Raw genomic sequence first — 26,807 nt, 5'->3', positions numbered from 1 at the left:
GTTATCACGCTTATAAGCAGGAATATCTTATCCATAAATATCTCGATAATTCAGGATTAGGGTGAAACGCTTGAGTGAAAATGGTTTAACTAATGTGGTGGATACCACCCGTAGCCCGTATGCTTTACTACGTCCAGTGCCGATCGAAAAAGTCCATCTAGAAGATGCGTTTTGGGCTCCGAGGCTGAAGCTTGTTCAGGAAGTAACCTTGCCATCACAATATCGTCTGCTTGAGGAGACCGGACGCATATTTAATTTTCGCAGAGCTTCCGGTAAAGAGAAAGGGGATTTCCGCGGCCTATACTTTAATGATTCAGATGTATATAAGTGGATTGAGGCTTCGGCCTTCTCTTACGCATATAATCCGGACGATAGGGTTCTCAGCATGGCGATGAGCGTTATTGATGAGGTTGTTGCAGCGCAGGATGAGAGCGGCTACATTAACACTTACTTCACTTTCGAGAGGAAAAACGATAGGTGGAGAAATCTAAGAGATATGCATGAGCTCTACTGTGCAGGCCACCTCATACAGGCTGCAATAGCATTTTATCGAGCTACCGGCCACAGGAAGCTTCTAGATTCAGCGTGTAAATTTGCCGATCACATAGTGGACACATTTGGCCCCGGCAAGCTAATCGGTGTATGCGGGCACCCGGAGATCGAGATGGCGCTCGTGGAGCTTTATCGAACGGTTGGCAGAAAAGATTATCTAGATTTAGCACGCTTCTTCATCGACACTAGGGGTAAAGGAACCATTGGTGGAAGCCCATACCACATTGATCATAAACCTTTCAGGGATCTCAACGAGATTGTTGGGCATGCTGTCCGAGCTCTATATTTAAACTGCGGCGCGGCTGATGTCTATGCTGAGATAGGCGATAAATCACTGTTCAACGCGCTTATGCGTCTCTGGCACAATATGGTTGAGCGAAAAATGTATATAACTGGCGGGGTCGGCTCACGGTATGAGGGCGAAGCCTTTGGCGATGATTACGAGCTGCCGAATGCCCGAGCGTACGCTGAAACATGCGCCGCCATAGCCAATTTCATGTGGAACTGGCGCATGCTAACGGTAACCGGCGACGGGCTTTTCGCGGACGTTATGGAGTTAGCCCTATACAACGGCATATTATCGGGCATATCGCTTGATGGAAAACATTACTTCTATGTTAATCCCCTTGCGGATAGGGGCCGCCATAGACGTCAAGAATGGTTCGAATGCGCGTGCTGTCCCCCCAACATAGCCCGCTTAATAGCGTCGCTTCCAGGATACTTTTACAGCACTTCGGAGGGAGGCGTGTGGATTCATCTTTATGCTAAAAACGCTGCGGAAATAGAATATGAGAAAACTCGCATCACATTAACTCAGAATACCGATTATCCGTGGAGCGGCGACATAGAAATCGTTGTAAACCCTGAAGAAGACATTGAGTTTAGCCTATTCGTCCGAATTCCAAGCTGGTGTAGAGAATCGCAAGTAAAGGTTAATGGAGAAAGAATCGAGAAAGCTTTTGAGCAAGGATACTTGAAGATCCACCGTTTATGGAGGAAAGGTGACAAAGTTCGTTTATCGTTAGCTATGCCGGTTGAAAGGATTGTTTCCCATACACGCGTGATGGAGAATAATGACAGGGTTGCTTTGAGGAGGGGGCCGATAATATACTGCCTTGAAGGAGCCGATAATAAAACTTTTGACGTATGGGACGTGATACTGCCAGATGAAGCCCCGCTAACTACGCAGTATGTGCCAAACATGCTCGGCGGCGTCGTTATTATACGTGGCAAAGCCTTAGCCATTGACGCTGAGAGATTCGGGAATAGGCTATATGCCCCTAAGACAGATGTTAAATACGAGACTCGTAAAGTGGATTTCACCGCGATACCGTACTATGCGTGGGCGAATAGGGAAGAAGGGCCGATGACAGTGTGGTTAAGATCGCCGGAGAAATTATTCTAATGATCTTAATATGTCTAGTGAGCCGAGAAAAGTTCCGTCTAGAAGATAAATCTCAGATTTATCGAGGATTATACTTCTGGATCGAAGAATCGGGCCGATAAAATCTTTGAAGACAGCCTCCCCGTATATTGAAGCCTTATTTATGGCTCTCCCGCCGAGGAAATCGTTAAATGAGGGCATCACCAGCAGGTTTTTTACCCTTGGTTCTATGGAGAACTTTATTTTAAGTAGATTTTCAGGATCTTCGTCCTTCTTAAACTTGACGCCGTAATGTTTTAGCACAGATCTTACAAGCGTATTCCTATCGCAGGGAGCCCTAACCCAAACCTGACTAGTTATACGGAAGCCTACCGGGTCTCTAAAAGCCACTGTTGGATGAATATGCCCTATAACAAGCGTTTCGCATCCAAGCATCTTTATCTCCGGCCAGGCGTGCCCATGAAATAAGCCAACTGAACCTATCATCACGCCCTGCTGCGGCGCAACCTCAACGCCTTCAGGCAATAAAACCTCTATATTCCCATCGTGATTCCCCGGCACTATTTTTATGCAGGAGACTTTTTCGCGGATCTTCTCAAAGAAGAATGGGACATCCCGCCACTCTTCAATCTCTATTTTCTCAATTGTATGTTTAACGTCTCCGAGCACTATTAGGCAGTCCGGTTTCTCAAGCGATATTATGCGCTCAAGCCTTCTTATAAGCTTGCCCGTCTGGGATGGTATATGGATCCCTTCCTCTGATAGCGACGCTTCCCAACCTAAATGCACATCTGATATCACTAAGGTTTTTTCTGAACCATCATCTATCATGAGGGCTGCATATGGGCTTACCGGCTTAAGTAGAGTGTCTCCTTCATCCATATGCGTTCACTCAACCAATCTTCTGCTTGGAAACTGCTATCAGCGATGTTATCTCGTCAAAGAGGCTCTTGTTAGCCGAGGCTATCACCGAAAAGCGTTTAACCTCAGTTAACGGGACATCCGGTACATTGTCGCCATTCGGTTGTAGAAACACTCCCCCAGCCTCCATAATTATCAGCATCCCAGCGGCGAAGTCTATCGTCCTAAGCATTCCGCGTAAATCGATGTAGGCGTCCAGAAAACCGGATGCGACATGGCATATCTCAAGGGATGCCGATCCAAAAGCTCTTAAGCCCTTAACTTTACCCATTATCGGCACTGTTCTCTCTATTGATTCAGCGCTCCTTGACACGTCAACCGATACAATGGCGTCTTTTAGGCTTCTCACGTTTGACGGCTTAATTTGCTGGCCGTTATATTTGGCGCCGTGACCTCTTTCAGCTGAGAAAATCCCGCCGTCATAAAGATCTATCACAACAGCTGCCTCTATATCGCTCAGCCTTCCCGTAGGTGACAAAGCTATCGACGACGATGCAAACTTAATCCCTCTAACAGCATTATTTGTGCCGTCAACGCCATCCACTATAAGGTAGAATTCTGGCAAGGAACCGATCTTTTTAATGCCGCATTCCTCACCAACAAATACGCATGAAAAACCGTTCTTCTCCAAATAATTAACGGCGACTTTTTCCGCCACCTCATCAATCAACCTGGTTCTGTCACCGCCGAAACCTAATCCGACTATCTCCCCTGATTTAGGTTTCCCAAGCATCGGGTGAACGGAGGAGAATATTTCTTTAGCCACCTCAATCAGTAAATTGATGCTGCCGCCCATTTATCCATCAATCCTATCATTGGATGTCTCCCATATATATTCTTGTAAGCCTTATATCCACGTTGGTGACCACTATTTATTGGAGGAATGCCGTTTGTCGGAGGCTGAAGCCGAGAAGAAAAAGAAGTATTATTATGGCGAGAAGGAGAAGAAGGCTGAAGAAGTGAAGAAGAGGAGATGTGGGAGAGCAAAGAAAAAGTAGGTTTACAGCCTTCTTAAAGAGACCTAGGCTTTCAGAAACCTTGGTATGCACCTCTCATCCTCAATTGGGTTAAAGTCGCCGATCTCCGATATGCTTAGTGGAGTTACAATTCTAGAGACCATACCGTGAAGACTATACGGCAGTCGAATAAGCCTCATGCTGCCGGATGTAACCCACTCATCTATCATAAAACCCCTACTCTTCATTTCTTTTGCGATCTCTTTACGTTTCTCAAGGCCCCAGCTGAATACTTCTTCATCTAAGACATGTATGTGAAAGCCTCTACCCGAATAAACTATTCTTAAACTCGAAAACTGTTTGGAGAGCTCCTCATATAATTTTATTGTTTCGTTTTTAACCATTTCGAGCTCCACTTCACAGAAGCTTAATCCCTCATGCCTACGCATTTTATCTTCAAGCGAACCATGAATTGGACAAGTTAAGTTTTCTGGGTCTAGATCGAAAGCCATCTCTTGACCTATGGCGCGCCCCCGTTCATCATAAACATTTCTATCATAATAAACTGATTCTGGAAGAAACTCCAATATCCATCCCCTAATATCCTCCAAGTCTTTATAGTCATCTATCAGTATTGTTGTTGAAGCATCCTCCTCATACTCTGGAGGATAAATTCTTGTATGTCTTCCAATTATCACCGCGAAAACTATTTTCCCACGCCATCCACTAAACCATTCCCTAACTCTTTCAAGGCTGAACTCATACGCATAGAACTGTTTCCGCTCATTTAGGGTTGAGGGACGCATACCCTTAGGCAGATAATAACCGCCCATTACGCCAGCATCCACCTATAGTCGAGTATCCTAAATCGTTCCGGATTCCCAGCTCTTAAGATAAATTTTCTGCTCTTCAGTCAACTCATCAATCTCTACGCCCATCGACCATAACTTTAGCCTAGCAACGGCTTCGTCTATTTCCCTCGGCACATCGTAGACTTTAGGCTCCATCTTCGGATTTTTAGCTAAATATTCAACGCATAAGGCTTGATTGGAGAATGACATATCCATAACCTCTGACGGGTGCCCTTCAGCCGCGGCTAGATTCACCAGTCTCCCTTCAGCGAGCAGATACACCCTTCTACCATTCTTAAGGACGTATTCCTCAAGGTTCGGTCTAATGGTCCTCTTTGAAACGGAAATTTTCTCCAGATCCGATACGCTTATCTCAACATTAAAGTGTCCACTGTTCGCTAATATCACGCCATCCTTCATTTTAAGCATGTGCTCCATTCGTATAACGTTTATATTGCCTGTCACCGTCACAAATATATCGCCTATCGACGCGGCTTCGCTAATCGGCATAACTTGAAAACCATCCATAACGGCTTCAAGAGCCCTTATAGGGTCAACTTCCGTCACTATAACGTTTGCGCCCATCCCCCTAGCCCTTAAGGCTAATCCTCTACCACACCACCCGTAGCCGCAGACAACAAGCCGCTTACCAGCCAGAAGAATATTTGTTGCCCTTAATATGCCGTCCAGTGTGCTCTGCCCAGTTCCGTATCTGTTATCAAACAGGAACTTTGTGTAAGCGTTATTCACAGCTATAATCGGGTATCGGAGAACCTGCTTTTCAGCCATAGCCTTCAGCCGCATAACACCAGTCGTTGTCTCCTCGGTTCCACCAATAATGTCCTGGAGAGCCTCCCTCCTAGATGAATGTATCGTGGTCACTAGATCAGCGCCATCATCCAGCGTTATATTAGGCTGATGATCTATTACGCGGTTTATACACCAATAATATTCTTCAGCAGTCTCCCCGCGCCACGCATAAACCTTAACGCCAATATCAGCCAAGGCTGCTGCAACCTCATCTTGGGTTGATAATGGGTTAGAACCGCACAGCGCAACCTCAGCCCCACCAGCCATTAAGGTCTTAACGAGAACAGCCGTTTCTTTAGTTACATGTAGACAGGCGCCTATCTTCAAGCCTTCAAGAACCCTTTCACTCTCAAAACGCTTGGCAATCTGATTTAAGACCGGCATATGCCTAGAAGCCCACTCGATAAGCAGCTCACCTTTCTCAGAGAGGCTCAAATCTTTAACCTTAAAATCCATAGATATATCACACACCACGCCCTCAAACAATAGTCGGGAAAAATAAGATTTAACAATATCTCTAAAAATCAATGGGCTTTTCAGTTAATATGCTCTTCCCTCATCTCGCCAAAACACGTTTAATGACTGGAGGCCTAACCTTCTTTAGAACCCTGTATCGACAGTAGGGGCATCTTATACCCAGCTCAAGCTCAGTTGACTTAATAATAGCGCCGCATCTGACACATTGATATAGAAGGGCTTGCTCCTCATCACTCGCCAAACAGCCTTCACCGCAAAGATGACGGTTAACCCAAAATTTAAGCTTTACTATCGTATGCGCACGTTCCATATGACTTACAGCTAAGAAGAAAACCCTTAACCCGAGAACAGCTATTAGGTAAGGGGAGGGGCTTAAAAGGTGACTAAGCCGGGCTATGATGGGATAATTGTTAAAAAAAGAGGTTGAGGAGCTGCTTGAGAAGATCTACGCTGAGATGGGCTTCAGGACACCAAACCAGCTCCTAGAAGCCATCCTAAGAGAACAGTTCCTATCAGCAGGGCTAAGGGCGCATCCCACAGAAAACACGAACCTTTATATACTCATAGAAAAACCCAAAATTTGCTGCTTTTCAATAACTGGGAAAGATTTTTGGCTGGCGCCGGGTGCGGGATTTGAACCCGCGCGGCGTATACACGCCACAGGCTTAGCAGGCCTGCCCCCTACCAGGCTAGGGTAACCCGGCTTTCTATATTCTAGCTTTGCAATTTCATTTTAATGTAAATCGAAGGATTTAAGTTTTGTCGGATAGCTTGGGGAAGGAGATCGGCGCTTCTTTTTCAGGTAGGGGTGTATGAGGTTCAGATTGGCTGCCTTTAGCCGAGCCTTTTATGGGAGACCTAGCCTGCTGCGCTCTTCCAGTATATGGTTGGCGATCTCGCATATGGGTGCAACCCATATTTTATCTTCGTGGTCTTTCAGAAACTTTAGGAACCCGGTTAGATCGTAGTCTGAAACCGATAGATAACCCTCGTTAACATTGTGAAACGTGTATATTGCCCATCTCCCCTCATATGAGGCTCTGACGGCTAATCCTATCATCTCCTCATAACTCATTCTATGGGCAGGCCAAGACCAGAGCTCATGTAAGTCGCATAGTAGAGGGGAATTGGAGTATCCGTGTTCACCCCAACCCCTAGCGGCTAAGAAAATCTCAGCGACTATCGGCACATAGCTCTTCTTAAATCGGCCTTTACCCACATACGTCTCATAACATGGGTACGCGAAGGTCTTGCTGCCGCCAGGTATGACTTCTCTAATCCTATTATGTGCCTCAAATATATCCGCCTTTATATCTTCGAGGCTCATATTCTCCAAGCATCGGGGGTTCTGTAAACCTTCCCTCCTATAGATCTGAAAATTACAGGAGCATGGATGCGTAAGAGTGTGATTACCTATCTCATGCCCCTCATCGGCGACTTCCCTCCAAGGCTTAAGAAAACGCTTATAGTCTTCTCCCCTAGGGTTTACGTAGAAAGTAGCTTTAATGCCAAACTTATCTAGAAGCGGCACCGCAAATTTTAACTGGGAAGGCAATCCATCATCAAAAGTTAGCGAAACAGCTAGTTTTTTGCCCTCAGGCCACTTGAAGGGTTCGCTCATATGGTCCGCCTCCGAATATTTACGTGTGGTAAATGGATGCTGAGAAGCGAAGTGTTTTTAGCCGAGCCTCTTTACGGCTTCTATTAGAGCCTTTATGTAGCCGCACGCGTAGGCTCTGCCTCTATGGCACCACGGGGTGTCGTCTGGGGAATGCGGAACATGGTCGTCTATGAAGACACCGTCGTAGCCGACTTCCTTGTAAGCTAACATCGCCTTAAGCATATCTGTCTGTCCATCATCTATGAATGTTTCATGGAACTTGTATGGGTTCCCACGAACATTCCTAAAATGTACATAAAAGATTTTTCGTCTTGAGCCGAAGTACCGGATCGCCTCTATGACGTCTATACCCATCTCTGAGAAGGTTCCTTGACAGAATAATATGCCATTATATTCGCTTGGAGCCATCTCGATAAGGCGCTTAAAAGCCTCCACGCTCCGAAAGATCCTCGCTATGCCCGCTATAGACGGTACTGGCGGGTCATCTGGATGCAGAGCCAATTTAACGCCGGCTTCTTCAGCCGTTGGCAGAACTCTCTTAATAAAGTATGTGAAGTTCTCCCACATCTGCTCATCGTTGAGTTTACCTAGCTTCGCCGGAGCATCCTTAATGAGCTCGTAATCGAAGCTTGTGACGCGGGCGCCTCTCCAGGGCATATCGGTGCACGTCCTCCAAACCCCTGTCGGCATAAAATTGTAGCCAAGTATCGGTATCCGGGCCCTACCCATATTCTCTAAAGTTTTGCAGAAATTCTCTATCTGCTCATCCCGACCCTCTTGGCCAAGCATCACCTTCATGTACCATTGTGAAGGAATGTTTTCTATGGCAAGTAGCCTAAGCCCATAGGCCTCAACGCGAGTCCTAAGCCTTAAAAGAGGGTAAAACTCGTAGTATCCCGGCCCACTTGATAGGGAAGGATCCACTGGTACGTGAACAATTATGTCTTCGACGCCAAGCTGTTTTGCGAAAACAAGTTTATCGTCAGTCAGCTCATATATGGATCCAAGGGCAAGTCTCATATCCAAAGCCTCCACATCTATCTAACAGTTTTTTAAGTCTTTAAGATTTATGGGCTAAAATCATATTACTGAGTACGTGCAGAGACTACGTGCATGAGCGAAAAGAGTCTAGAAGAAATTTTAGAAATGCACGTGCTTTTCTGGCAGATGAGCAACCCGAATCCGCTTATCAGATTAAGCAGGTATGAGCCCTTCAGAAGGGATACGGCGATACCGTTGGCTAATGGATGTTTAGCAACTGACGGCATGCTTTTAGAGCCCCAGCTCATAGACCCCAAACTTTTCATTAAACACTCAAACTTAGATATTGATTCACCAGTTCTCTCTGGCGTTTTTCTCAGAACTTTGGCTCCAAGCGATCTTTGCTGGACTCAAGCCTTCATCGGCTGCCCAATCCGTGTTTCCGCCGGTAAAGTGTGGGCTGAACCATTTATACGCGATGTGGAAAACATACACGTGCACATGAGGATCAACGATAAATGGCTTAGAAAGTTTCTTGAATTCACATCAGCGCTTATCGAATTCTCCGGAGGCCGCCTACCAGTCGTGCAACCGCTTTTTAGGGGGCCGATGGACATGGCCGCATCCGCCTTAGGGCCGGAGAAGCTCTGCGTGTCAATATTCAGGTACCCGAATTCTCTCAGAAGTTTCCTAGATTTCTGCGCGGAAGTTTTCATCCAATCTTTTAAGATGCAACTGAGCATGCTTCCAAAATTCAGTGGCGGTTATAGCTGCATGTACGGCATTTGGGCCCCTGAACCTATTTGCAGGAATCAAGCAGACTACTCGGTGCTAATCTCTCCTAGAGTTTATGAAAAAACGTTTCTCCCATATGACTTAAAAATTATTAGAGCATCTAAATACTCCATTTTCCACCTCCATTCCGCGAACATCCATTTGGTGGATAAACTGATAGGGGTGTCGGAGCTAAGCGCAGTGCAGGTGAGCATAGATTACCCAGCTAGAGCCTTCTCCCCGCCGATACGAGACCTAATTCCAACCTTCAAAAAGATACAGGAGGAGAAGCCCCTCATAATAACCGGGCCGGTTACTCGACAAGATTTTCGAGTGATTCGTCAGGAGCTTTCTCCTAGAGGTTTAGCTCTAGATCTACAGCTTCTCTATTAATAAAAAATTGAGGCGGAAAAATCGGGGGCTCTGAGTTTACGTAAAAGTTCATCTACTTCTTTGAACTGTAATCTAGGAAGTCGTCTCCTTCAGGAAGATATTTTGCCAGAGCCTTCTCGTTAATCTCAACACCTAACCCAGGTTTATCTTGAACCTCTATGTATCCGTCCTTGACAGGCGGGTTTGGAAGCCCCTTAACCAAATCCCACCAAACAGGCTCTATTACCGGCATCTCGAAAGCTATGAAGTTTTTGGGCAGCGTTGCGCAAACCTGCGTTAACGCTGCAACTCCAATTATTCCGTCAAAAACCCCGTGGGGAGCTATGAGAATGCTGTGTAGGTCGGCGAATTCTGCAACCCATTTAAGCTCCGCCAGCCCACCGACATCGCATGGATCCGGCCCTATGACGTCGACGGCATTTTTCTCAATTAGATCCTTGAAGCCCTGTCTCAAGTATATCTGCTCACCTGTATGTATCGGGGTTATGGTGTTAGATGAGACTAAACGGTAGGCTTCAACAGCGGTGTACGGCGTATAATCTCCGGTTATCATATCCTCAAGCCACATTAAATTAAACGGCTCTAAGGCTTTAGCTAAACTTAAAGCCGACTGAACATCGAACCCTGGTCCGCAGTCTAAGGCTAACCCATACTCGTCTCCAAGAACCTCTTTGAGCGCTTTAACGCATTCAACCATATGCTTTAATCCCTTCTCAGTTAAACGCCCCCTGTTTGGGTAGGGTGTCGCTCCTTCGTCAACTTCTCCGTAAAAGAAGTTGGGGATAGCTGCAGGCATCCTTGTGTGGAAGCCAATGCCAAACTTAAATATTTTAAAGCCTTCAGGAAGAGCTTTTCTTTTCCTAGCGCTCTCAGCGTATTCCTCCGGTGTGAAACCGGTCGGTGCGGGCCCTACGCCAGTATTGTAGACGCGCACTTTATCCCTTATCTTACCGCCAAGAAGCCTGTAGACCGGCAGCCCAGCAGCCTTTCCGGCTATGTCCCAAAGGGCAATTTCTATGGCGCTGACGGCGCTACCCCAGGGTTTGAAGCCGCCTAGATTGCGGATCCTCAGCATGACTCTCTCAACGTTTGTCGGATCCTGTCCAATTATGTAGCGTTTATAGAAGAGGACGTGTGGTTTTATATAGTACTTGGGTTTTTCAATCTGGGCGAGACCGCTTATCCCCTCATCTGTATCTATTCGAACTATGGGGTAGCCCTCCACAACGGTGCATTTCAAATCAACTATCTTCATGCCTGACCACCAGAACCATGGTTTTTACATGTCTTAAACAGCGGCAACATAATATAAGACTTCCTGATAGAAGCAGAAAATATTTTCTGTGAAGTATCGAAAGTCAAAAATATAGTGAAGATCCAATATTGTTTGATATGATTAGGCGTGAAAAGATAAGCATTTTGATCCCAGTTTATAGGGAGTCTAATCTTCTTGAATCCTTAATTGAAGATCTTCTTAGAGATCCATATGAAGAGAAAGAGCTTTTTATCATTATAGACGAGCCAACGCAAAAAAGCTTAGATATCGCTAGGAAGTTTTCGGATAAAGGCGTTCACTTCATATTTAATGGTGTTAGGAAGGGTAAAGCCAACGTATTAAATGAGGTTGCCAAGAGGTCGAGGGGCGACATACTACTATTTTTGGACGCCGATATTTCGATAGAGAGGAATGGAGAAAGCTTTCTTGAATCAATAGTTAAAGAAATGGAAGATGCCGAGATACTTGATGTTAAAAAAGTGGTTATAAGGGACTCCTTCACCGCGAAAATCGCGGGCTACGATTATATAAGCTTTAACCTGGCAAGCTTCTACTTCTCCCGCAGCATAGGAAAATGCTTAGGCATTAACGGCGCAGCGTTCGCCATCAAGAGAAGCGTATTTGAAGAAATGGGGGGATTTAGAAGGGTGATATGTGAAGACTTGGATATGGCCGTCAGATCTTTCACTAACGGCGCGCGCTTCAAGTTTGCAGAGGATCTAACCGTCTATACAAGGGCGCCTTCATCATGGAGGGAATGGTTTAATCAGAGAAAACGCTGGGGTATCGGCGCAGCCTTCTGGTTTAAAGAGAACTTCAAAATACTTAGAGAAGCTGTACGGAGGTACCCTAAGGTTATAATTCCATCATTACTGCTGATTTTTCCAGCTCTACCAGTAATGCTGATGAACATTTTTGTGCCAGACGATTTATCCCTTAAAATGCTCTACTTATCTTTGATTTTGCTATCAACAAAGGCGAACATTCTTCTACCTCCAACCGCTTTAACCTCCACAACCCTTTCATTGCTGAGAAACTTCCTTGTGGTTCTTGGAAACCTAGCCGCTTACTCGCTGACGTTCTATTTTGTTGCTAGAAAACTCCGGATCTACTTTAATCCCTTAGAATTCATAGTATTCTATTTTATTACAGCCCCCCTATGGCTCCTGATAGTTGTGGCCAGCTTAATCAGAATTTACATTAAGCCTGACGGCATTAAAGTCGACTGGAAGGTCTGATCTAAACCTTTTAGAAACGAAGGAACTATCACCCACATAGAACCTTAACCTCATGTCCAAATCTTTCTTAACGCCCACCCTCCTCGACTGCCAGATTCTCCGCCAGCCCAAATTTTCACCAGGAGAAATAAAGATGGGACTTCCATTATTGGCTAAGTCAACACGGTTAAGCTTCCCATCAATCTTTAGTGCCCTCGTTAACTTTCCAGGGCCATTAGTTAAGTTAATGATGTCGTCATAAATTTTTCTGTTAGCCATCATGATATCTATGCCCCTTAATGGCTCTATTGCCCTAACGAGTACCGCGCCAACGCTTCCTTGCTCGTGGGCAACCACATTAAGCATCCAATTATTGTGCACATTATATATGAACGCTAAGCCAACTTCTCCCCACATGGGAGCGTTATATCTCTTCATACCATTTCTAGCCCTTGAGGCTGGATCATTAGCCCCATAGTATGCTTCTGTCTCGACGATTATCCCTTCAAGATAATTGTCATCAAGTCTCCTGACTAGAATCTTACCCAGAAGATCTATCGCAACGATTTTAGGGTCCCTCGTGTAGAAGCTTTTTGGTAACGGTGCTTTCCCACTCAGCTCAGCTTACTCTCCTAAAATCTAGGCTTGTCCGGAAACTTGATTTACATCGCTGATTTAGTAAAGTTTAATTCGCTGATCAACGCGTAGGGCGCGAGGGTTGGAATCTCAACCTCCCACCATCTTACCCATGCTCTTAGCCTGCTTAAGTCCACTATGTTCCGCAATATTCTAAGCATGTTATCACTTATTCTGAGCTCCCTAATCGACTCGACAATTTCTCCATTCTTAACTCGAAACATGCCATCTCGGGGTATAGTCGAGAAGTCCCCGGTCCTATAGTTCTGGTACCTTAAATACCAGTCATTTGTAACATATATGCCGTCATCGATCTCCGCCAGCAAATCTTCAGGCGATTTACTCCCAGATTCAACTGTTAGATTCCAAGGATAAGGCACGATTATCCCAGCGTTACCAGTAGTCTCCACACCAAATTTTTTGGCAGTTATACTGTTGTGCAGATATGTCTTCAGAACCCCGTTCTCAATTATCACGTTCCTCTTCGTTGGAACACCCTCATCATCAAAAGCCCTAGCGCCAGGAGAGCCCACTAGGGTTGGGTCATCTATCAAAGTGAATTTTTTGGAGGCAACCTCCGAGCCTATTTTATCGACTAGGAACGATTGTCCAGCGTCAACTAGGAAGGCTGATGAGAGCGACCCAACCTGATTAACAATATCCGCGAAGACCATCGGCCCCAGGAGCGCCATATATTTTCCAGGTTCCCCGGGCTTAGGGTTTGATGCTGCTTTAGCTATTTCGCCAGCCATCCTGCCGGCTTCCTCCGGATGGAAGTCTTCAAGTTTACTGGCGACGGAAACAGCGTGCCCTGTAGCCAAATCTGAAACAAAAGCTCTAACAGATATTTCTATACCAGCCTTCTCCTGCGAAGCATAAACCTCACCTGATGTTGCAAGCGTTATTTTAGACCTATAAGCATTTAATGTTCCAGCAGCCCTCTTAGCGCCTTTCTCCAACGCGGATTTAACCGATGACTCAACGTAAAATGCCAGGTTATCTGGGTCTAAGGGTATTTTTGGCGCCTTCATCAGCTCAGGATTATAGGTGAATGGTCCCTGAGGCAGCGGCGCGTATACGTCGGCTGGAGGCGTTGATTTCGCAGTCTTTATAAGATTTTCAACGGTTTTCCTAATATTTCTAGTAGATAATGTGCTTATCGCTGTCGCAGCTCGATGGTTCTCAATCATTACGAATACGTCCACGCTGTTTTCGAGGAAGGATTTCGACACGGTTACCTCGTTGTTTGAGAAGCGTATCATAATTCTCTGAGCTTCTGTGAGCTTGACCGCTACATCGGTTGCGCCTAAACGCTTCGCCAAATCGACAATATATGATGGGATCTCATTCAACCTCATGTCTACGCACCACCAATCCTAACCTTCCTCAAACGTATATGCGGCCCACCTGTCCAAACTGGTATACCCTGCATGGGATCCCCCTTACCACAGTACGCTGCCTGAAACTCTAGCTTTTTGCTGGCAGCATCAACGGAAGACCAGAGCCCAATGGTGGTTATCTCTAAAACAGGATTTTTAACTAAGTTTTTAGGTTCACCGCCCTCTATTTTATAGGCTTCTAGCCCAACATAGCGCTGATTAAACCTTCTATCGTCAATATTCCACTCCATGAAATTTTTAATGTATAAGCCGTTTTTAACGTCCTCGAAGATCTCTTCCTCCGTATAATCGCCTGGCAGAAAGAACGTGTTTGCCATACGAACTATGGGTTCGCGGTTATAGGCCACTGATCTGGAAGACCCATTACTCTCCACGCCAAAGACACTTGCGGTCTCACGGTTATGTAAAAACTCGTTAACAACGCCCTCTTTTATTAGTACGCGTCTCCTAGCCTTAACGCCTTCATCATCATAGAGGTAAAACCCGAAAGAACCCTTTAAAGTCGGATCATCAACGACATTAACATACGATGAGCCAACCCTAAGCCCTATTGAATCCGGTTTAAGAAATGTTTCACCGGCCTGAGCCGCTTCTCTGCCAAGTATTCTGTCGGCTTCGCTTGGATGCCCGCACGACTCATGGCTGACTATCCCAACGACTTCTGGCCCGAGAACAACATCCATTTCACCCCTAGGAGGCTCAACCGCCTCTATCAAAATTCTTGAAAGGGCATAGGTTTCATCATAAAATGTTTTAGGCAGATTCCACCTCTCGACGACTTCCCATCCGCCCGTCTCACCAAGATTAAAGTATCTTTGAGTCGGCCCTTTCTGTGGATGAAAGACCGTTATAAAAGCGAAAAGGGCGGCTCTCGGAGTAATACTATGAACGTTTGCTCCGTCGCTAGTCAAAACCATTTTTTCAGTTATCCAAGTGTCCAGAGTTATCATTCTAGATGGGGCTTTAACGCCGCTTGCCAGGGCTGCTTGAATTGACTGTTCGTCAGCATCCTTAAGTAGATCAACCCTTGACTCGAGATCAACGCTTCCAAAACTCACCCTTGGCTTAACATTAACCTTTCCGCGTCCAAGCTCGCCCTTACCCATGGAGATCTTCTGCCTTATCAGCCTCGAAGTAGACTTGGCGGTTCTTAAGGCATGTTTGAGAGCCTTATCTGCGTCATTTCTCCGGAAAGAATTTATGGAGGCAAAGCCCAAAGCCCCGTCCACAAGAACCCTTACACTTAACCCTCTGCTCTCCTCGAAGGCGGATGCTTCTAAAACCCCGTTCTTCATTACTATGGATTCACGTAGATCTATTTGCAGTCTTGCTTCAGCGTATTCTGCCCCCATCTCCCTCGCTTTATCAACAATGAACTCAGCAACATCTTCCAAAAATCATCACCATCATAATGTTTTTAACTAACGTATATTTTTGGTTTCCCATAAAATTGTTAATCAACCTTTTAAGGATTCAAACCCTATTTTCTTATGGGAGTTAAGGTATGTCAGCCTATAAATATGCATCCAGCGATAAAGAATCAATTTTAGTAGAGATTTGTCAGGTTCTTAAGAAGACTAAAGCTATCGAGTTCGGAGCATTTAAACTACCTAACGGCAGAATGACCCCTTACTATATTGACTTAAGAGTTATTCCAAGCTTCCCCGACGCCTTTGCGAAGGTGACTGAAATATTTGTTAGCGCTATAAAAGCTGAAATTGGGGTGGAGAATTTTGATAGAGTGGCGGGCATACCAACGGCCGGCCTGCCTTTAAGCGCCGTTGCAGCGTACGTCCTTAGGAAACCATTCATTTATGTTCGGCAGAAGCAGAGGCTTAAGGGCAGGGAGCGCAGGGTTGAGGGGCTAGTTGTGCCCGGAGATAGGGTTCTCTTAATAGATGACTTGGTGACTACTGGTTTAAGTCTCAAGAAGTCTGCTTTGGCGGTTAGAGCTGAGGGCGGATTGGTCTCAGACGCAATCGTATTGCTGGATAGGGAGGAGGGCGGAAGCGAAAGGCTTGAAAGCATAGGCGTTAAATTGCATCCAGTGTTAAGGATAAGGGAGGTTGCCCAAAAACTTTATGAGATGAATGCTATAAGTGAGGATGAAATTAAAATAATATTGAGTCAGGTGAAAGCTAAGAAAATTTAATTCAGCCTTGATGAAGCAATCTTTCTAAATCTGCAATTATTTTGCATGGTTCATCAAAATCGAATTCTAGGAAGCGTACGCTTAACCCCTTCTTGAGGATATGTCTCATTAAGCTCTCCATGAAAATGCCCCTCTCCTCAACTACTCTCGCCTCATTATTCACCATCCGTATCACGTTGCTGACAGCGCATGAAGGGGAGCGCTTAACCCCAATAATCGCCAGTATCTGGATGCGCGGCTTTAAGCTCATATATACTAGAGCCTTCAGCTGCTCAACAACGTTTCTCGCCAAACTATCACAGTGCTCCTTAAAACCGGGCAGCGCCTCATACTCGTCTTTCGTTCTAGATGGGCGAGGGTTACCGCAGAAGGTAAACTCTGGACAAGGCATCTGAAAAACCCCGACGTTATGCCTTAAGGAGAACTCCACCAGCTCCGCGGCTAAACCAATATTTCTCTCAATTGGTTTGCCGTCCTGCCACCACCTTGTGCTCTTATTAAGCAGGCAATGAGAGAGCACTAAAACCTTAGATGAGAAGCTCATTGGGCTTCACCGACGCTATTCTTCGTTCTGGCATTTATGGCGGAGGTCTTTTCTGCGTATAAAGGTATCTTTTCGCCTTTCCTTCCCGAGTCAATATCCCGTCTCTAACGAGATCTAGCAGAACATGCGCGACAGCTGTTCGATCATAATGGTAACCTATACGGGTCATCTCTTTATGAACGTCATCTAGGGAACGTGGCACAGAAAACCAGCCTTCCTTCCATAGATGTTCGATAACACCCCGGCATGTTTCAGCTTTAGCTGGCGGAGTGGTGGTTTCAGGCGCCGCAGCCCGAATAGATGCGTGGCTGGCTAGACTTGAAAGAACTTTATCTATGACATCCTTTACCTGATCTTCCCTACAACTTATTTCAAACTCTACATTTCCAACCTTCATTTTTATGTGGACTGGAGGTTTTTCTTCATTTTTCTCAATCATTTTAATCTCTCTTGTTGATGTTGTTCATCTTGTTCATGCGCAACATTTATATACAACATCATTCATCTATAAATTGGTGAAAGTTGTTGATTGGACAAATACATTATGCAACAACATCAAGATATAATTTTCCCCAGACTCTCAATGATACAGGCTTATCAAAAAAGTTTATTGAATTGAGTCTTAACTCGATGAGTGAAATAAGAGAGAAGTTTTTTCAACCGTGGATTGATCTAGACGACCAATCTGCAGAGAGAATTGGTGAACAGGAAGATACCGTAGAGGTTTACGGTAAAGACTCCCTCTCCACAATCTCACATTTGGAGCCGATCCCCGATAATACGCCAATAGTGGCAATTGATGCTTCAAGCATTAGGATTGGTGAAACTGAGTGCGGCGTTATATGCGCTGTCAGAGGAGCGGTCGTTTGGAATGAGAGGAGAAATTACAGATATCTGCGCGTAGGACCATTTCCATTCCACATAACTGAGGAGAATCGGAAAGAAATCTTAAGAGTTCTTGGGCAACATTCACCAACTATATTCAACACTGGTCTATCATACTTAGTTGAGGTGCAGAGTCGCCTATGCGACGCCCTTGAAAGATGGATTCAAATGATGGTTTCTAGATCTACAAGCAACAGCATTATACTTTGGGATGGATCACTTTCATGCAGCTATCAAAACGGTCACGCTGACCTAATACTTCAAATACTGAGGGATGCTAGAAGCAATTCAAATATGGTTTTGTCGCTCTCCAAAGCCTCAACGGTCAAATTTTTAGGTAAAAGGATCACGGATTTAATCGCTAAACAGAAGGGGCCATGTCTCTTAGAGATTGATGAACGAATGCTCTCCATATCTTCTAGGAAGAATCTGCGTTTGCTAGGTAAAATCTGTGTCGTTAAATTGAGTGAGAGAGGCTACGCCTTTAGAGCAGATATTGATAAAGCTCTGCCCAGAGAGGCGCAAATGCTGGTGGTTCAAAGGCTACTGGGAAACGATCTGGTTTTCCAAGGCTACCCAGAAACCCTAAGACTAGCGCATATATTCTCGACTTTCACAGCGAGCGACGTCATAGGCATACAGCGCTTCATAGCGAAAAGATATGGGCTTAAAGTTGTTACATGGCCAAGCATTAGAAAAGCCTTATTCGGGCCATTCGGAGCTGGCGGCGCCGGAGATTAAGGTTATGCGCCTCTACAAGAAGACTGGCAACACCATTCACATTATTAGTTTTCCAGACGAAGACGTCGAAAAAGGTTGCTATCTTATTATAGAGGATAAAAAAGCCGGCAAATCGATGGTGGTTCAGGTTATTGATGTTCAGTTCGCGAACGTTCCGGGGATAATGGAGGAGCTTTTACGTGAGCCATTAATAGACGACCCGGTTAAGGGGGATGATGTCGACCCATTTGACATAACTTCACACATACTGTATGTTCAGGATGCTCGGCTACTGGTCTGCAAGATTCACGGGACAATAGAGAATGGCAAATTGAGTTCAAACAGCTCATGGTTGCCTTCGAGAACTCACTCTATAATACATAGGCTTCCTATTGAGAAGCTAATGGAAATAGTTAACACGGCGATAAAGTATCCGGTAAACCTAGGCGAGACAATAGAGAACACGCCCATAACGATAGATATCTCTAAACTGGATGGAAAACTAAATATAATTACTGGGAGAAAGGGAGCTGGCAAATCCCATCTATCGAAGATCCTAGTTCTAGGCTTAGTTAAGCATGGTGCAACCGTTGTAATCTTCGACTTGAACGGCGAATATAAGAATTTAGGCTTAAACCTTGATGGAGAGAAAAACGAGTTCTACGAGAAAATTCACGTCCTAATCCCCGGCGAAAACTTTAAAGTTACCTTGGCTCAGGCGGGTCTCCCAGTCATCATAAAGATACTTGTTCACGCCCTTAACCTCCCTGGAACATCATCTCGTGAGTTTAGACATATATGGCGCTTTCTAGAGGAACGGAATATGTTGTCGCTGCAGGAGATCGGCGAAGCCATCAGGAGATGGCAATGCAACCAGCAGGTTAAAGACGCCCTCTTTTCCCGCTACTACACTCTTCTGCACACAAATTTCTTCACTGATAATATGGATGGCTCTGTTAACTTTGAGTCTTTACTTCAGGAATCTGAGCGGAATCAGGGCGGAGCCATAATAATAGATCTCAGTAACTCTTCCTCTATAGACCGGCAGATAATAGTGGAGTATGTCCTCGCGAAGCTCCAAGACTTACTCTCACAATGGAAGATCAGGGCGGTTTTTCTCTTCGCCGAGGAAGCGCACCTATACCTTAAGGAAACTTATTGGGATGATATAGTGACGAGAATGAGGCATTTTGGAATATTCACAACTTTTATAACAAACCAGCCGGACACGATAAAGGAGAACATTTATCGCCAAGCAGATAACATCTTTCTCTTCAACTTCGTAAATGAACACGATCTAGAAGTTATTTCCAGAGCCGCTAAAGTGGACGCTGAAACAACGATATCCATCGTTCGGGATCTACCACCCCATCACTGTCTAATGCTGGGCGACGTGGTGAGAGACTTTCCGTTAATTGTAAAAGTTAGGCCACTAAGGGTTAAGGCAATGGGCGAGACAAGGCTCTTCTTCATCGAGAGGGAAGAAAGCATCAAAAAGACTACGGATTAATTCCATGCGCATAGTCTCGGCTCCTGCAAGAGAATCAGCAAAGCTTATATTTTGTCGACACGTTACTTATTCTTGCGGCTGTCTGAGAGAAATCAATGAGGAAAGCGGGTATTACTGAGAGCCATATCAGGCCATGATGAGTAATTTAGCGTTTTTGAGAGGCGCTTTCCTCTAGGTCCCCACTCATCTTCATAGCGAGTTAGGCAGCATTCAGGCTTAAGACCCTACTCAACTAATCCATGTTTTATCCCATTTTTATCAAAACTTATCATGCGTAGACTGAAAATATTCGTGGCTGGCGGTCTCTAAGGGTTACATCAATAGTTTTATATCTTTGTCTTTAAATATACATTTCACATGGTGCGTAGAATGAAAGGTGGCCGCCAAATCCTCAGGTAAAGGTTTTCGCCATTTAGAAATACGTTTTTCTTTTAGCGTCTCACAGCGCAGTTTATATTCAAATGTAATAATTTTATCTTCACTTCAGAATGAAAGGTGGTGACGCAGATGTTTAAAGAGGTCCCGCCAATACCAGATTTCCCTAAAATCGAGCATAAAATACTGGGGTTCTGGAAGGAAAGCAACGCCTTCAAAAAACTTGTGGAACTGAATAGGGGGAAGAAACCTTACTCTTTTATAGATGGTCCTATAACCGCCAATAACCCTATGGGTGTCCACCATGCCTGGGGCCGAACATATAAGGATTTGTTTCAAAGGTTTAGGGCGATGCAGGGTTATGAACTACGGTATCAGAACGGTTTTGACTGTCAGGGACTATGGGTTGAGGTTGAAGTTGAGAAGGAGCTTGGTTTCAAGTCTAAGAGGGACATTGAAGCGTATGGCATAGCTGAGTTCGTTAAAAGATGTAAACAGAGGGTTCTGCGCTACGCTGCTAAGCAAACCGAGCAGTCCATACGCTTAGGCTACTGGATGGATTGGAACGACCCGGATTTCCTACGCTGGCTGGCAGACGCTTTAGAGAACCCAAATCAAATAGTAACTATTCGGGGAGCCGAAGGTCAGCTGATAACGGGCACTGTTGAAAGGATTGTTGGGCAGCTGGGTTCCCCGGAGATAGGCGGCTCATACTTCACCTTCTCAGACGAAAACAACTACATGATCTGGGCTTTTCTAAAGAAGTGTTACGAGAAGGGCTGGGTCTACAGGGGTACAGACGTTATGCCATGGTGCCCTAGATGCTCAACGGCTCTCTCAGAGCACGAAATCGTCACCGAAGGCTACAGAGAGCTGGTTCATCCCGGTTTAACTCTCAAGTTCCCTCTTAGGGGCAGGAAAAACGAGTCGCTGCTCGTGTGGACAACAACGCCTTGGACTCTTACATCCAATGTCGCGGTGGCTGCCCACCCTGATATGACTTATGTGAAAGTCAAGTATGGCGATGAATACTTCTATCTCGGCAAGCCAGCTTTAGACAGAATTTTGCCGAAAGGAAGCTACGAGATAGTTGAAGAGATGAAAGGCAGCGATATGGAGGGTTGGGCTTATGAAGGGCCCTTCGACGATCTTCCGGCTCAAATAAACTCTGGCGCAGTTGAAGCACACAGGTTAATATTGTGGGATGGTGTTACGGAGGAAGAGGGGACATGCATAGTTCACATAGCGCCCGGCTGCGGTAAAGAGGACTTTGAGCTTGGAAAAATATATGGGCTGCCGACGATAGCGCCGCTCGACGAGTTCGGAGTATTCAGTGACGGGTTCGGCAAGTATACGGGCATGCATGTTTACGATTCGGCAAAGCCGATAATAGAGGACTTGAAGGGCAAGGGTTTACTCTTTAAGGTTGAGGATTATAGGCACCGCTATCCGGTCTGCTGGCGTTGCGGCAGCGAGCTAGTGTTCCGCCTAGTTGACGAGTGGTTCATATCGATGGGTAAAAAACTCAATAAGCCGCTTGAGGAGATAACTGAAGAGGAGAAGGCCCAAAACCTCCGCTACCAGATCATTGAGGTTGCGAAGAAAGTTCGCTGGATACCTGAATATGGATTGCAGCATGAGCTGAACTGGCTTGAAAACATGGAGGACTGGATGATATCTAAGAAGCGCTACTGGGGACTAGCTCTACCAATATGGGAATGCCAGAAATGCGGAAACTTTGAGGTTATAGGCAGTAAAGAGGAGCTTAAGGAGAGGGCTGTCGAAGGATGGGAGATTTTTGAAGGGCATACTCCGCATAGACCTTGGATTGACGCGGTTAAAATAAGATGCTTTAAGTGCGGTTCTTTAATGTCGCGTATACCGGATGTCGGAAACCCGTGGCTTGACGCCGGCATAGTTGCCTATTCAACTATACGCTACAGGTTTGATAGAGAATACTGGAGAAAATGGTTTCCGGCAGAGTTCGTCTGCGAGTCCCTTCCCGGCCAATTCAGAAACTGGTTTTACGCTATGCTCGCAATGAGCACGGTCATGGAGGGCGAACCTCCCTTCAAAGTGTGTTTCGGACATGGTCTTGTCCTCGACGAGCAGGGTCGGGAGATGCATAAGTCTTGGGGCAACGTCATATGGTTCGATGAAGCCGTCGAGAAGATGGGGGCTGATGTCATGCGCTGGATATATTGCACAACTAGACCTGAGCAAAACCTTCTTTTCGGATACAAGAGGGCTGAGGAGGCGAAGAAACGTTTTCTGATGCCGCTATGGAATATCTACAGCTTCTTTGTGACCTACGCGAACTTGGATGAATGGTCCCCCAGAAACCTTGTGCCATATGACTCATTGTCACCGCTTGATAAATGGGCTCTCTCAAAACTTAACGTATTAATCAGGGATGTAACTAGGTTCCTTGAAGACTTTAACCCATATGACGCTGCAATCGCCATAGAGAGGTTCGTTGATGATCTCTCCACGTGGTACATTAGGAGATCTAGACGAAGGTTCTGGAAGAGCGAGCGAGATGAGGATAAAAATGCCGCGTACACAACGCTCTACATATGTTTAATAACGCTCATCAGGCTTCTCGCCCCATTCACCCCGTTCTTGACAGAGGAGATTTATCAAAACATTGTGCGTAGCGTTGACCCGAATGCTCCCGAAAGCATACATCACAATGATTGGCCCACCGTCGACGAGAAAATGATCGATGAAGATCTAATGAGAGATATGGATCTAGCTATTAAAGTCTGTAGTTTAGGCCGCTCAGCCCGCAACAAGGCTGGAATTAAACTGCGTCAACCTTTACTGGAAGCGAAGGTTGTTGCCAGTGAGGAGATATTAAGACGCGTAGAGAATCTTAAAGGCATAATAATGGATGAGCTTAATATTAAGAGTTTATCTCTGACGGCTCGGAGAAGCGAGCTGTTCAATTACTCTATCAAAATTGTCCCAGAAGCCCTCGGTAAAAAGTACGGTAGACTACTTCCAAAAATCCAGGAAGCTGCTGAAAAAATGAGTGTAGAAGAAGTTATTGCTGCCATAAAAAGCGGAGGTTTAAGTTTAACTGTCGAAGGGCAGGAGATAAAGCTTCTGCCAGAAGAGATAAGAATTATAGAGGAGCCTAAAGACGGCTACTCAATTTCAGAGGAAGATAACATAGTTGTTGGCGTGTTTAGTGTGATTCCGGAAAACCTTAAACTAGAGGGGCTTGCCAGAGACGTTGTCAGGCGCATACAGAACCAGAGGAAGGAGGCAGGGTTTAACATAGCGGATCAAATTGAGACTTACTATGAAGCGGGACCAACGTTAACTGAAGTTTTTGAGAGCTTTGGGGATTACATAGCCGCTGAAACATTATCGGTGATAATAAGAAGGGGAAGCCCATCGGGAGAAGCCCACTCAGCAACATATAGTTTGGCTGGCGAAGTACTAAAGATTTGGCTTAGGAAAGTAGGATAACGCTCAAACATACTTTAAACAATCTAAAAATTTCAATCAGATCTATCGCGCCCACTGAATGCAAAAGGTTATTTACTCGGCTAATGTATTAGGTTGGTGTTGGTGGAAGAATGGTTAAAAACTATGACTTTGACCTCCTAAAGGATGAGCGAGTGGACGCCTATCTTAAGCCTCATCCCCTATCCTTTCTAAAATATTACTTTGCAAACTTCTACTTAATTCTCTTAGCGGTAGCGCTACATTTTTTATACTTGCGGCTCCATGAGCTCATGGAGTTAAACACTGGTTTTACCAGCTTTCTAAACTTACTGTTTGGCTTCATTCCAACTATGGATGCTGAAAGCCTATTTTTTCTTATAGTTTTCTGGCTTATTCTCGTATTAAGCGGGCTATTGATGGGCGTTCTATGGGTTAGTAAGGCGCCCCTAATATACATGTTTTTGATAGCTCTCGCTGGAACATTAGTTGAGGTTTATTCGCCTATACCCCAATACCTCGCATTTATACCTAAAGCAACGATCAAAATTTGGCTACTGGGATTCTTCGCGTTTATTGGGTTTATCCTAACGGAGAGCTATCGAAGAGGACACAAATATTTTCTAACAAACTATAGAATCATTACTGTTAAAAAGTTTATTGGCAAAGAAGTTAGAGAAGTAATGTATGATAAGATAGCTGATATATATGTGGATCAGGGGTTACTTGGCAGAATTTTTAATTACGGCACAATTATACCGGTAACTGAATCGGGTTTTGGCCTAGGAGAGAACGCGTCCCTAGCATATGTGTCGGCGACACCAATCAAGAGGAGCGGTATCAGCGTAGGTTTTGGCGGGAAAAAAGGCGTAAGTAGGCCGAGAGCTGCAACATATTTTTCGCTGTATGGCGTATCTAACCCAAGAAAAGTACGCGCAATCATCGTGAATAGGCAGCTGGAGACTAAGGAAGCTCCAATTTTAAGAAGGATTGAAGATCTTCTGAAGGAAGAGAAAGAGGAGGAGAATACTCAATAATTCAAGTGAATTTTCTAATCAAAACAATCTTCAGATAATAAAAGAGTTATTATTCAAGATTCAGCTTAAACTGGAATCCTTTCGCCTCTCTCATTATACTTGAAGGCTCCAAGGTATTTCTCAACCTCTCTCAGTTTAGCCATATCAAATACAGGTCCATCTACGCAAACCCTATACTTCCCTATGGTGCAGCTTCCGCATATTCCAACGGCGCATCGCATGTACCGTTCCAAGCTCGCCTGAAGGTCGATCGAATGTTCCTTAGCCATTTCATAAACCTTCCGAATCATCTTTTCCGGACCACACGTATAGATCACATCAAACTTTTCGCGGTGTAATAGGTTCTCGGCTAGATCCGTTGCAAGCCCCTTAACCCCGTAGCTCCCATCCTCAGTTATAAAGAAAACCTTAACCCCGCAGTTCTTCGATAGGTCCTTTAACTCGTCTAGAAATATAAGTTTGCCTGAATTTTCCGCGCCCTCAATCACGGTTGTCTCAACCCTCTCCTTAACAAGCCTAGTTATGAGCATCATTAGAGGAGCCATACCTGTTCCGCCACCGATTATCAGCGCTTTTCCACCAGTAACCTTAAAGCCCGATCCGAAGGGGCCTCTAACCCCCACCAAATCGCCGACCCTTAATCCCGTAAGGGCTTTTGTCGCTTCGCCAACATTTGCAACGGTTACAGATGAGGAGCCGTCTGGACGAGTAAAAGATATGCTCAGCGGGATCTCGTCGACACCCGGAACCCACACCATAACAAATTGCCCAGGCTCCGCTAAGCGGCATATTTCATCCCTAAAAGACAGTGTTTTAACGAGAGGGTTCTCGATCTTAACGTCGAGTATCTCTACGATCCGCAGCATGTTATTTTTTATGTGCCAGCCCAACAATTTCATTTACGCTCCTAAAACCTTTCCTCTCAAGGAAACTAGATATGCCATCGCAGATTCTCTTGAATATGGATAAGCCTTCTAGAGCTATTGCTGAACCTATCTGGACCGCGCATGCTCCTGCGAGCATAAACTCTACAGCGTCTCTCCAGCCTCTTATGCCGCCGCAGCCGATGATTGGCAAGTTAACCACCTCATATATTTCGTAAACGCACCTAACAGCTATGGGCTTTATGGCGGCGCCGGATAAACCGCCGAACTTATTAGCGAGTATGGGCCTAAAGGTTTCGACGTCTATCGCCATAGCTCTTACAGTATTTATGGCTGTAATCGCGTCGGCTCCGGCTGAAGCTGCCGCCTCAGCTAAATCAGGTATATGAGAGGTGTTTGGCGTCAGCTTCACGAAAACAGGCCTATCTACCTGATCCTTAACAGCTCTAACAATTAACCTAACGGCTTCTAGATCTTGCCCAATCTCAGCCCCAGTACCCTTGACATGTGGGCAAGAGAGGTTAAGCTCCACAGCGCTGGCGCCAGCCTCCACGGCCAATCTTGCGGTTTCAGCATACTCCTCCGGCGAGAAGCCGAACACGCTAACGATTAACGGAACTCTTAGATCATTTAAACTTCTTATCTCCTCCATAAATTTATGTATTCCGGGGTTTGGGAGACCGACGGCATTTAGGAAGCCGCACTCAACCTGTATAACGGTCGGGTTTGGATAGCCTTCTCGCGGCTTAAGTCCAACAGATTTCGTCACTACAGCGCCAGCCCCAGCGTTAGCGACCTCCCTCAGAATGTCGGCTGTTGTTCCAAGTATGCCTGAGGCTAGCATAGTTGGGTTCGGCATATTTAAGCCTGCGATCCGAGTTCTCAAGTCAACGGCGGTCATCTCCCAGATCCCTCCAATATTTTCGAGAATTTTTGGCTTCATCTTGTGAATATTTGGCAACACATATTTATGTGAATATGTTATAGTTTTAGGGGAA

At 45.3% G+C, this 26,807-nt stretch carries 23 protein-coding genes and 1 tRNA gene; 8 read left to right on the top strand and 16 right to left on the bottom strand.

Features of this window, described 5'->3' with window-relative positions:
- Positions 1-70 precede the first annotated feature (70 nt).
- Positions 71-1,957, top strand: coding sequence for a glycoside hydrolase family 127 protein (locus QXR61_07305; GenBank protein MEM3757752.1), 1,887 nt, complete (start codon positions 71-73; stop codon positions 1,955-1,957).
- Here the strand turns inward: QXR61_07305 and QXR61_07300 are convergent.
- The 8 genes from QXR61_07300 to QXR61_07265 all read right to left on the bottom strand — a co-directional run bounded on the left by QXR61_07300 (position 1,949) and on the right by QXR61_07265 (position 8,592).
- Entirely contained in the window at positions 1,949-2,818 is an 870-nt protein-coding gene (locus QXR61_07300) for a metallophosphoesterase (GenBank protein ID MEM3757751.1), read from the bottom strand. The two genes, QXR61_07305 and QXR61_07300, sit on opposite strands and share 9 nt — an antisense overlap.
- 10 nt (positions 2,819-2,828) lie before the next feature.
- Positions 2,829-3,653 (bottom strand): inositol monophosphatase family protein, encoded by an 825-nt coding sequence (locus QXR61_07295; protein ID MEM3757750.1) that lies wholly within the window; start codon positions 3,651-3,653, stop codon positions 2,829-2,831.
- A gap of 225 nt (positions 3,654-3,878) precedes the next feature.
- Entirely contained in the window at positions 3,879-4,646 is a 768-nt protein-coding gene (locus QXR61_07290; protein ID MEM3757749.1) for a DNA primase, read from the bottom strand.
- Between the two features lie 30 nt (positions 4,647-4,676).
- The gene (locus QXR61_07285) at positions 4,677-5,930 is read right to left on the bottom strand and encodes an adenosylhomocysteinase (protein MEM3757748.1); all 1,254 of its coding nucleotides are present in this window, start codon (positions 5,928-5,930) and stop codon (positions 4,677-4,679) included.
- 100 nt (positions 5,931-6,030) lie between these two features.
- Positions 6,031-6,192 carry a DNA-directed RNA polymerase subunit P gene (locus QXR61_07280; protein ID MEM3757747.1) on the bottom strand — a complete coding sequence of 54 codons (162 nt, stop codon included), beginning with the start codon at positions 6,190-6,192 and terminating at the stop codon, positions 6,031-6,033.
- Between the two features lie 374 nt (positions 6,193-6,566).
- Positions 6,567-6,655, bottom strand: a tRNA-Ser gene (locus QXR61_07275).
- Between the two features lie 143 nt (positions 6,656-6,798).
- The gene (locus QXR61_07270) at positions 6,799-7,572 is read right to left on the bottom strand and encodes a polysaccharide deacetylase family protein (protein MEM3757746.1); all 774 of its coding nucleotides are present in this window, start codon (positions 7,570-7,572) and stop codon (positions 6,799-6,801) included.
- 57 nt (positions 7,573-7,629) lie between these two features.
- Complete coding sequence (locus QXR61_07265) at positions 7,630-8,592, bottom strand: mannonate dehydratase (protein ID MEM3757745.1); 963 nt, start codon at positions 8,590-8,592, stop codon at positions 7,630-7,632.
- A 93-nt stretch (positions 8,593-8,685) separates the two neighbouring features.
- Between QXR61_07265 and QXR61_07260 the strand changes: the two genes are divergently transcribed.
- The gene (locus QXR61_07260) at positions 8,686-9,720 is read left to right on the top strand and encodes a uroporphyrinogen decarboxylase family protein (GenBank protein ID MEM3757744.1); all 1,035 of its coding nucleotides are present in this window, start codon (positions 8,686-8,688) and stop codon (positions 9,718-9,720) included.
- 52 nt (positions 9,721-9,772) lie between these two features.
- On the opposite strand, the gene QXR61_07255 is transcribed toward QXR61_07260, so the two are convergent.
- Positions 9,773-10,975: a mandelate racemase/muconate lactonizing enzyme family protein gene (locus QXR61_07255; protein MEM3757743.1), complete on the bottom strand. Its 1,203-nt coding sequence runs from the start codon at positions 10,973-10,975 to the stop codon at positions 9,773-9,775.
- Positions 10,976-11,112: 137 nt separating this feature from the next.
- On the opposite strand from QXR61_07255, the gene QXR61_07250 reads away from it, so the two are divergent.
- Entirely contained in the window at positions 11,113-12,234 is a 1,122-nt protein-coding gene (locus QXR61_07250; GenBank protein ID MEM3757742.1) for a glycosyltransferase family 2 protein, read from the top strand.
- Here the strand turns inward: QXR61_07250 and QXR61_07245 are convergent.
- Genes QXR61_07245 through QXR61_07235 form a run of 3 tightly spaced genes read right to left on the bottom strand, consistent with a single transcriptional unit; the run spans position 12,181 to position 15,643 of the window.
- Positions 12,181-12,831 carry a DNA-3-methyladenine glycosylase gene (locus QXR61_07245; protein MEM3757741.1) on the bottom strand — a complete coding sequence of 217 codons (651 nt, stop codon included), beginning with the start codon at positions 12,829-12,831 and terminating at the stop codon, positions 12,181-12,183. The genes QXR61_07250 and QXR61_07245 overlap by 54 nt on opposite strands.
- A gap of 44 nt (positions 12,832-12,875) precedes the next feature.
- The gene (locus tag QXR61_07240; GenBank protein MEM3757740.1) at positions 12,876-14,207 is read right to left on the bottom strand and encodes a TldD/PmbA family protein; all 1,332 of its coding nucleotides are present in this window, start codon (positions 14,205-14,207) and stop codon (positions 12,876-12,878) included.
- 2 nt (positions 14,208-14,209) lie between these two features.
- Positions 14,210-15,643, bottom strand: a complete 1,434-nt coding sequence (locus QXR61_07235; protein MEM3757739.1) for a TldD/PmbA family protein — start codon at positions 15,641-15,643, stop codon at positions 14,210-14,212.
- Between the two features lie 110 nt (positions 15,644-15,753).
- On the opposite strand from QXR61_07235, the gene pyrE reads away from it, so the two are divergent.
- Positions 15,754-16,401, top strand: coding sequence for an orotate phosphoribosyltransferase (gene pyrE / locus QXR61_07230; protein ID MEM3757738.1), 648 nt, complete (start codon positions 15,754-15,756; stop codon positions 16,399-16,401).
- A 1-nt stretch (position 16,402) separates the two neighbouring features.
- Here pyrE and QXR61_07225 read toward each other — a convergent pair whose 3' ends face one another.
- Both QXR61_07225 and QXR61_07220 read right to left on the bottom strand, forming a co-directional pair.
- Positions 16,403-16,945, bottom strand: a complete 543-nt coding sequence (locus tag QXR61_07225) for a 2-thiouracil desulfurase family protein (GenBank protein ID MEM3757737.1) — start codon at positions 16,943-16,945, stop codon at positions 16,403-16,405.
- Positions 16,946-16,979: 34 nt separating this feature from the next.
- Positions 16,980-17,384 (bottom strand): hypothetical protein, encoded by a 405-nt coding sequence (locus QXR61_07220; GenBank protein ID MEM3757736.1) that lies wholly within the window; start codon positions 17,382-17,384, stop codon positions 16,980-16,982.
- 191 nt (positions 17,385-17,575) lie between these two features.
- Here QXR61_07220 and QXR61_07215 point away from each other — a divergent pair, with 191 nt between their 5' ends.
- The 4 genes from QXR61_07215 (at position 17,576) to QXR61_07200 (ending at position 24,925) form a co-directional block, all read left to right on the top strand.
- Positions 17,576-18,571: a hypothetical protein gene (locus tag QXR61_07215; protein MEM3757735.1), complete on the top strand. Its 996-nt coding sequence runs from the start codon at positions 17,576-17,578 to the stop codon at positions 18,569-18,571.
- Positions 18,492-20,060, top strand: a complete 1,569-nt coding sequence (locus tag QXR61_07210) for an ATP-binding protein (GenBank protein ID MEM3757734.1) — start codon at positions 18,492-18,494, stop codon at positions 20,058-20,060. The genes QXR61_07215 and QXR61_07210 overlap by 80 nt, the downstream gene beginning before the upstream one ends.
- A gap of 507 nt (positions 20,061-20,567) precedes the next feature.
- Positions 20,568-23,912: an isoleucine--tRNA ligase gene (gene ileS, locus QXR61_07205; protein ID MEM3757733.1), complete on the top strand. Its 3,345-nt coding sequence runs from the start codon at positions 20,568-20,570 to the stop codon at positions 23,910-23,912.
- Between the two features lie 110 nt (positions 23,913-24,022).
- Positions 24,023-24,925 (top strand): PH domain-containing protein, encoded by a 903-nt coding sequence (locus QXR61_07200; protein MEM3757732.1) that lies wholly within the window; start codon positions 24,023-24,025, stop codon positions 24,923-24,925.
- A 65-nt stretch (positions 24,926-24,990) separates the two neighbouring features.
- Here QXR61_07200 and QXR61_07195 read toward each other — a convergent pair whose 3' ends face one another.
- A complete protein-coding gene (locus tag QXR61_07195) occupies positions 24,991-25,818 on the bottom strand; it encodes a dihydroorotate dehydrogenase electron transfer subunit (GenBank protein MEM3757731.1) in 828 nt (275 codons plus the stop codon).
- Positions 25,793-26,710, bottom strand: coding sequence for a dihydroorotate dehydrogenase (locus QXR61_07190; GenBank protein ID MEM3757730.1), 918 nt, complete (start codon positions 26,708-26,710; stop codon positions 25,793-25,795). The genes QXR61_07195 and QXR61_07190 overlap by 26 nt, the downstream gene beginning before the upstream one ends.
- Positions 26,711-26,807 lie beyond the last annotated feature (97 nt).

Source organism: Candidatus Bathyarchaeia archaeon (genome assembly GCA_038882715.1).
Taxonomy (GTDB): domain Archaea; phylum Thermoproteota; class Bathyarchaeia; order Bathyarchaeales; family DTEX01; genus DTEX01.
Note: the sequence above shows the minus strand (reverse complement) of the source record. Positions and strands in the feature narration are given on the sequence as shown.

Coding starts and splice junctions, on each gene's coding strand:
- QXR61_07285 (MEM3757748.1), bottom strand. CDS start 5,930: ATGGATTTTAAGGTTAAAGATTTGAGCCTCTCTGAGAAAGGTGAGCTG.
- QXR61_07190 (MEM3757730.1), bottom strand. CDS start 26,710: ATGACCGCCGTTGACTTGAGAACTCGGATCGCAGGCTTAAATATGCCG.
- QXR61_07300 (MEM3757751.1), bottom strand. CDS start 2,818: ATGGATGAAGGAGACACTCTACTTAAGCCGGTAAGCCCATATGCAGCC.
- QXR61_07270 (MEM3757746.1), bottom strand. CDS start 7,572: ATGAGCGAACCCTTCAAGTGGCCTGAGGGCAAAAAACTAGCTGTTTCG.
- QXR61_07260 (MEM3757744.1), top strand. CDS start 8,686: ATGAGCGAAAAGAGTCTAGAAGAAATTTTAGAAATGCACGTGCTTTTC.
- QXR61_07240 (MEM3757740.1), bottom strand. CDS start 14,207: ATGAGGTTGAATGAGATCCCATCATATATTGTCGATTTGGCGAAGCGT.
- QXR61_07200 (MEM3757732.1), top strand. CDS start 24,023: ATGGTTAAAAACTATGACTTTGACCTCCTAAAGGATGAGCGAGTGGAC.
- ileS (MEM3757733.1), top strand. CDS start 20,568: ATGTTTAAAGAGGTCCCGCCAATACCAGATTTCCCTAAAATCGAGCAT.
- QXR61_07250 (MEM3757742.1), top strand. CDS start 11,113: ATGATTAGGCGTGAAAAGATAAGCATTTTGATCCCAGTTTATAGGGAG.
- QXR61_07255 (MEM3757743.1), bottom strand. CDS start 10,975: ATGAAGATAGTTGATTTGAAATGCACCGTTGTGGAGGGCTACCCCATA.
- QXR61_07220 (MEM3757736.1), bottom strand. CDS start 17,384: ATGATTGAGAAAAATGAAGAAAAACCTCCAGTCCACATAAAAATGAAG.
- QXR61_07215 (MEM3757735.1), top strand. CDS start 17,576: ATGAGTGAAATAAGAGAGAAGTTTTTTCAACCGTGGATTGATCTAGAC.
- QXR61_07225 (MEM3757737.1), bottom strand. CDS start 16,945: ATGAGCTTCTCATCTAAGGTTTTAGTGCTCTCTCATTGCCTGCTTAAT.
- pyrE (MEM3757738.1), top strand. CDS start 15,754: ATGTCAGCCTATAAATATGCATCCAGCGATAAAGAATCAATTTTAGTA.
- QXR61_07210 (MEM3757734.1), top strand. CDS start 18,492: ATGGGCTTAAAGTTGTTACATGGCCAAGCATTAGAAAAGCCTTATTCG.
- QXR61_07295 (MEM3757750.1), bottom strand. CDS start 3,653: ATGGGCGGCAGCATCAATTTACTGATTGAGGTGGCTAAAGAAATATTC.
- QXR61_07265 (MEM3757745.1), bottom strand. CDS start 8,592: ATGAGACTTGCCCTTGGATCCATATATGAGCTGACTGACGATAAACTT.
- QXR61_07290 (MEM3757749.1), bottom strand. CDS start 4,646: ATGGGCGGTTATTATCTGCCTAAGGGTATGCGTCCCTCAACCCTAAAT.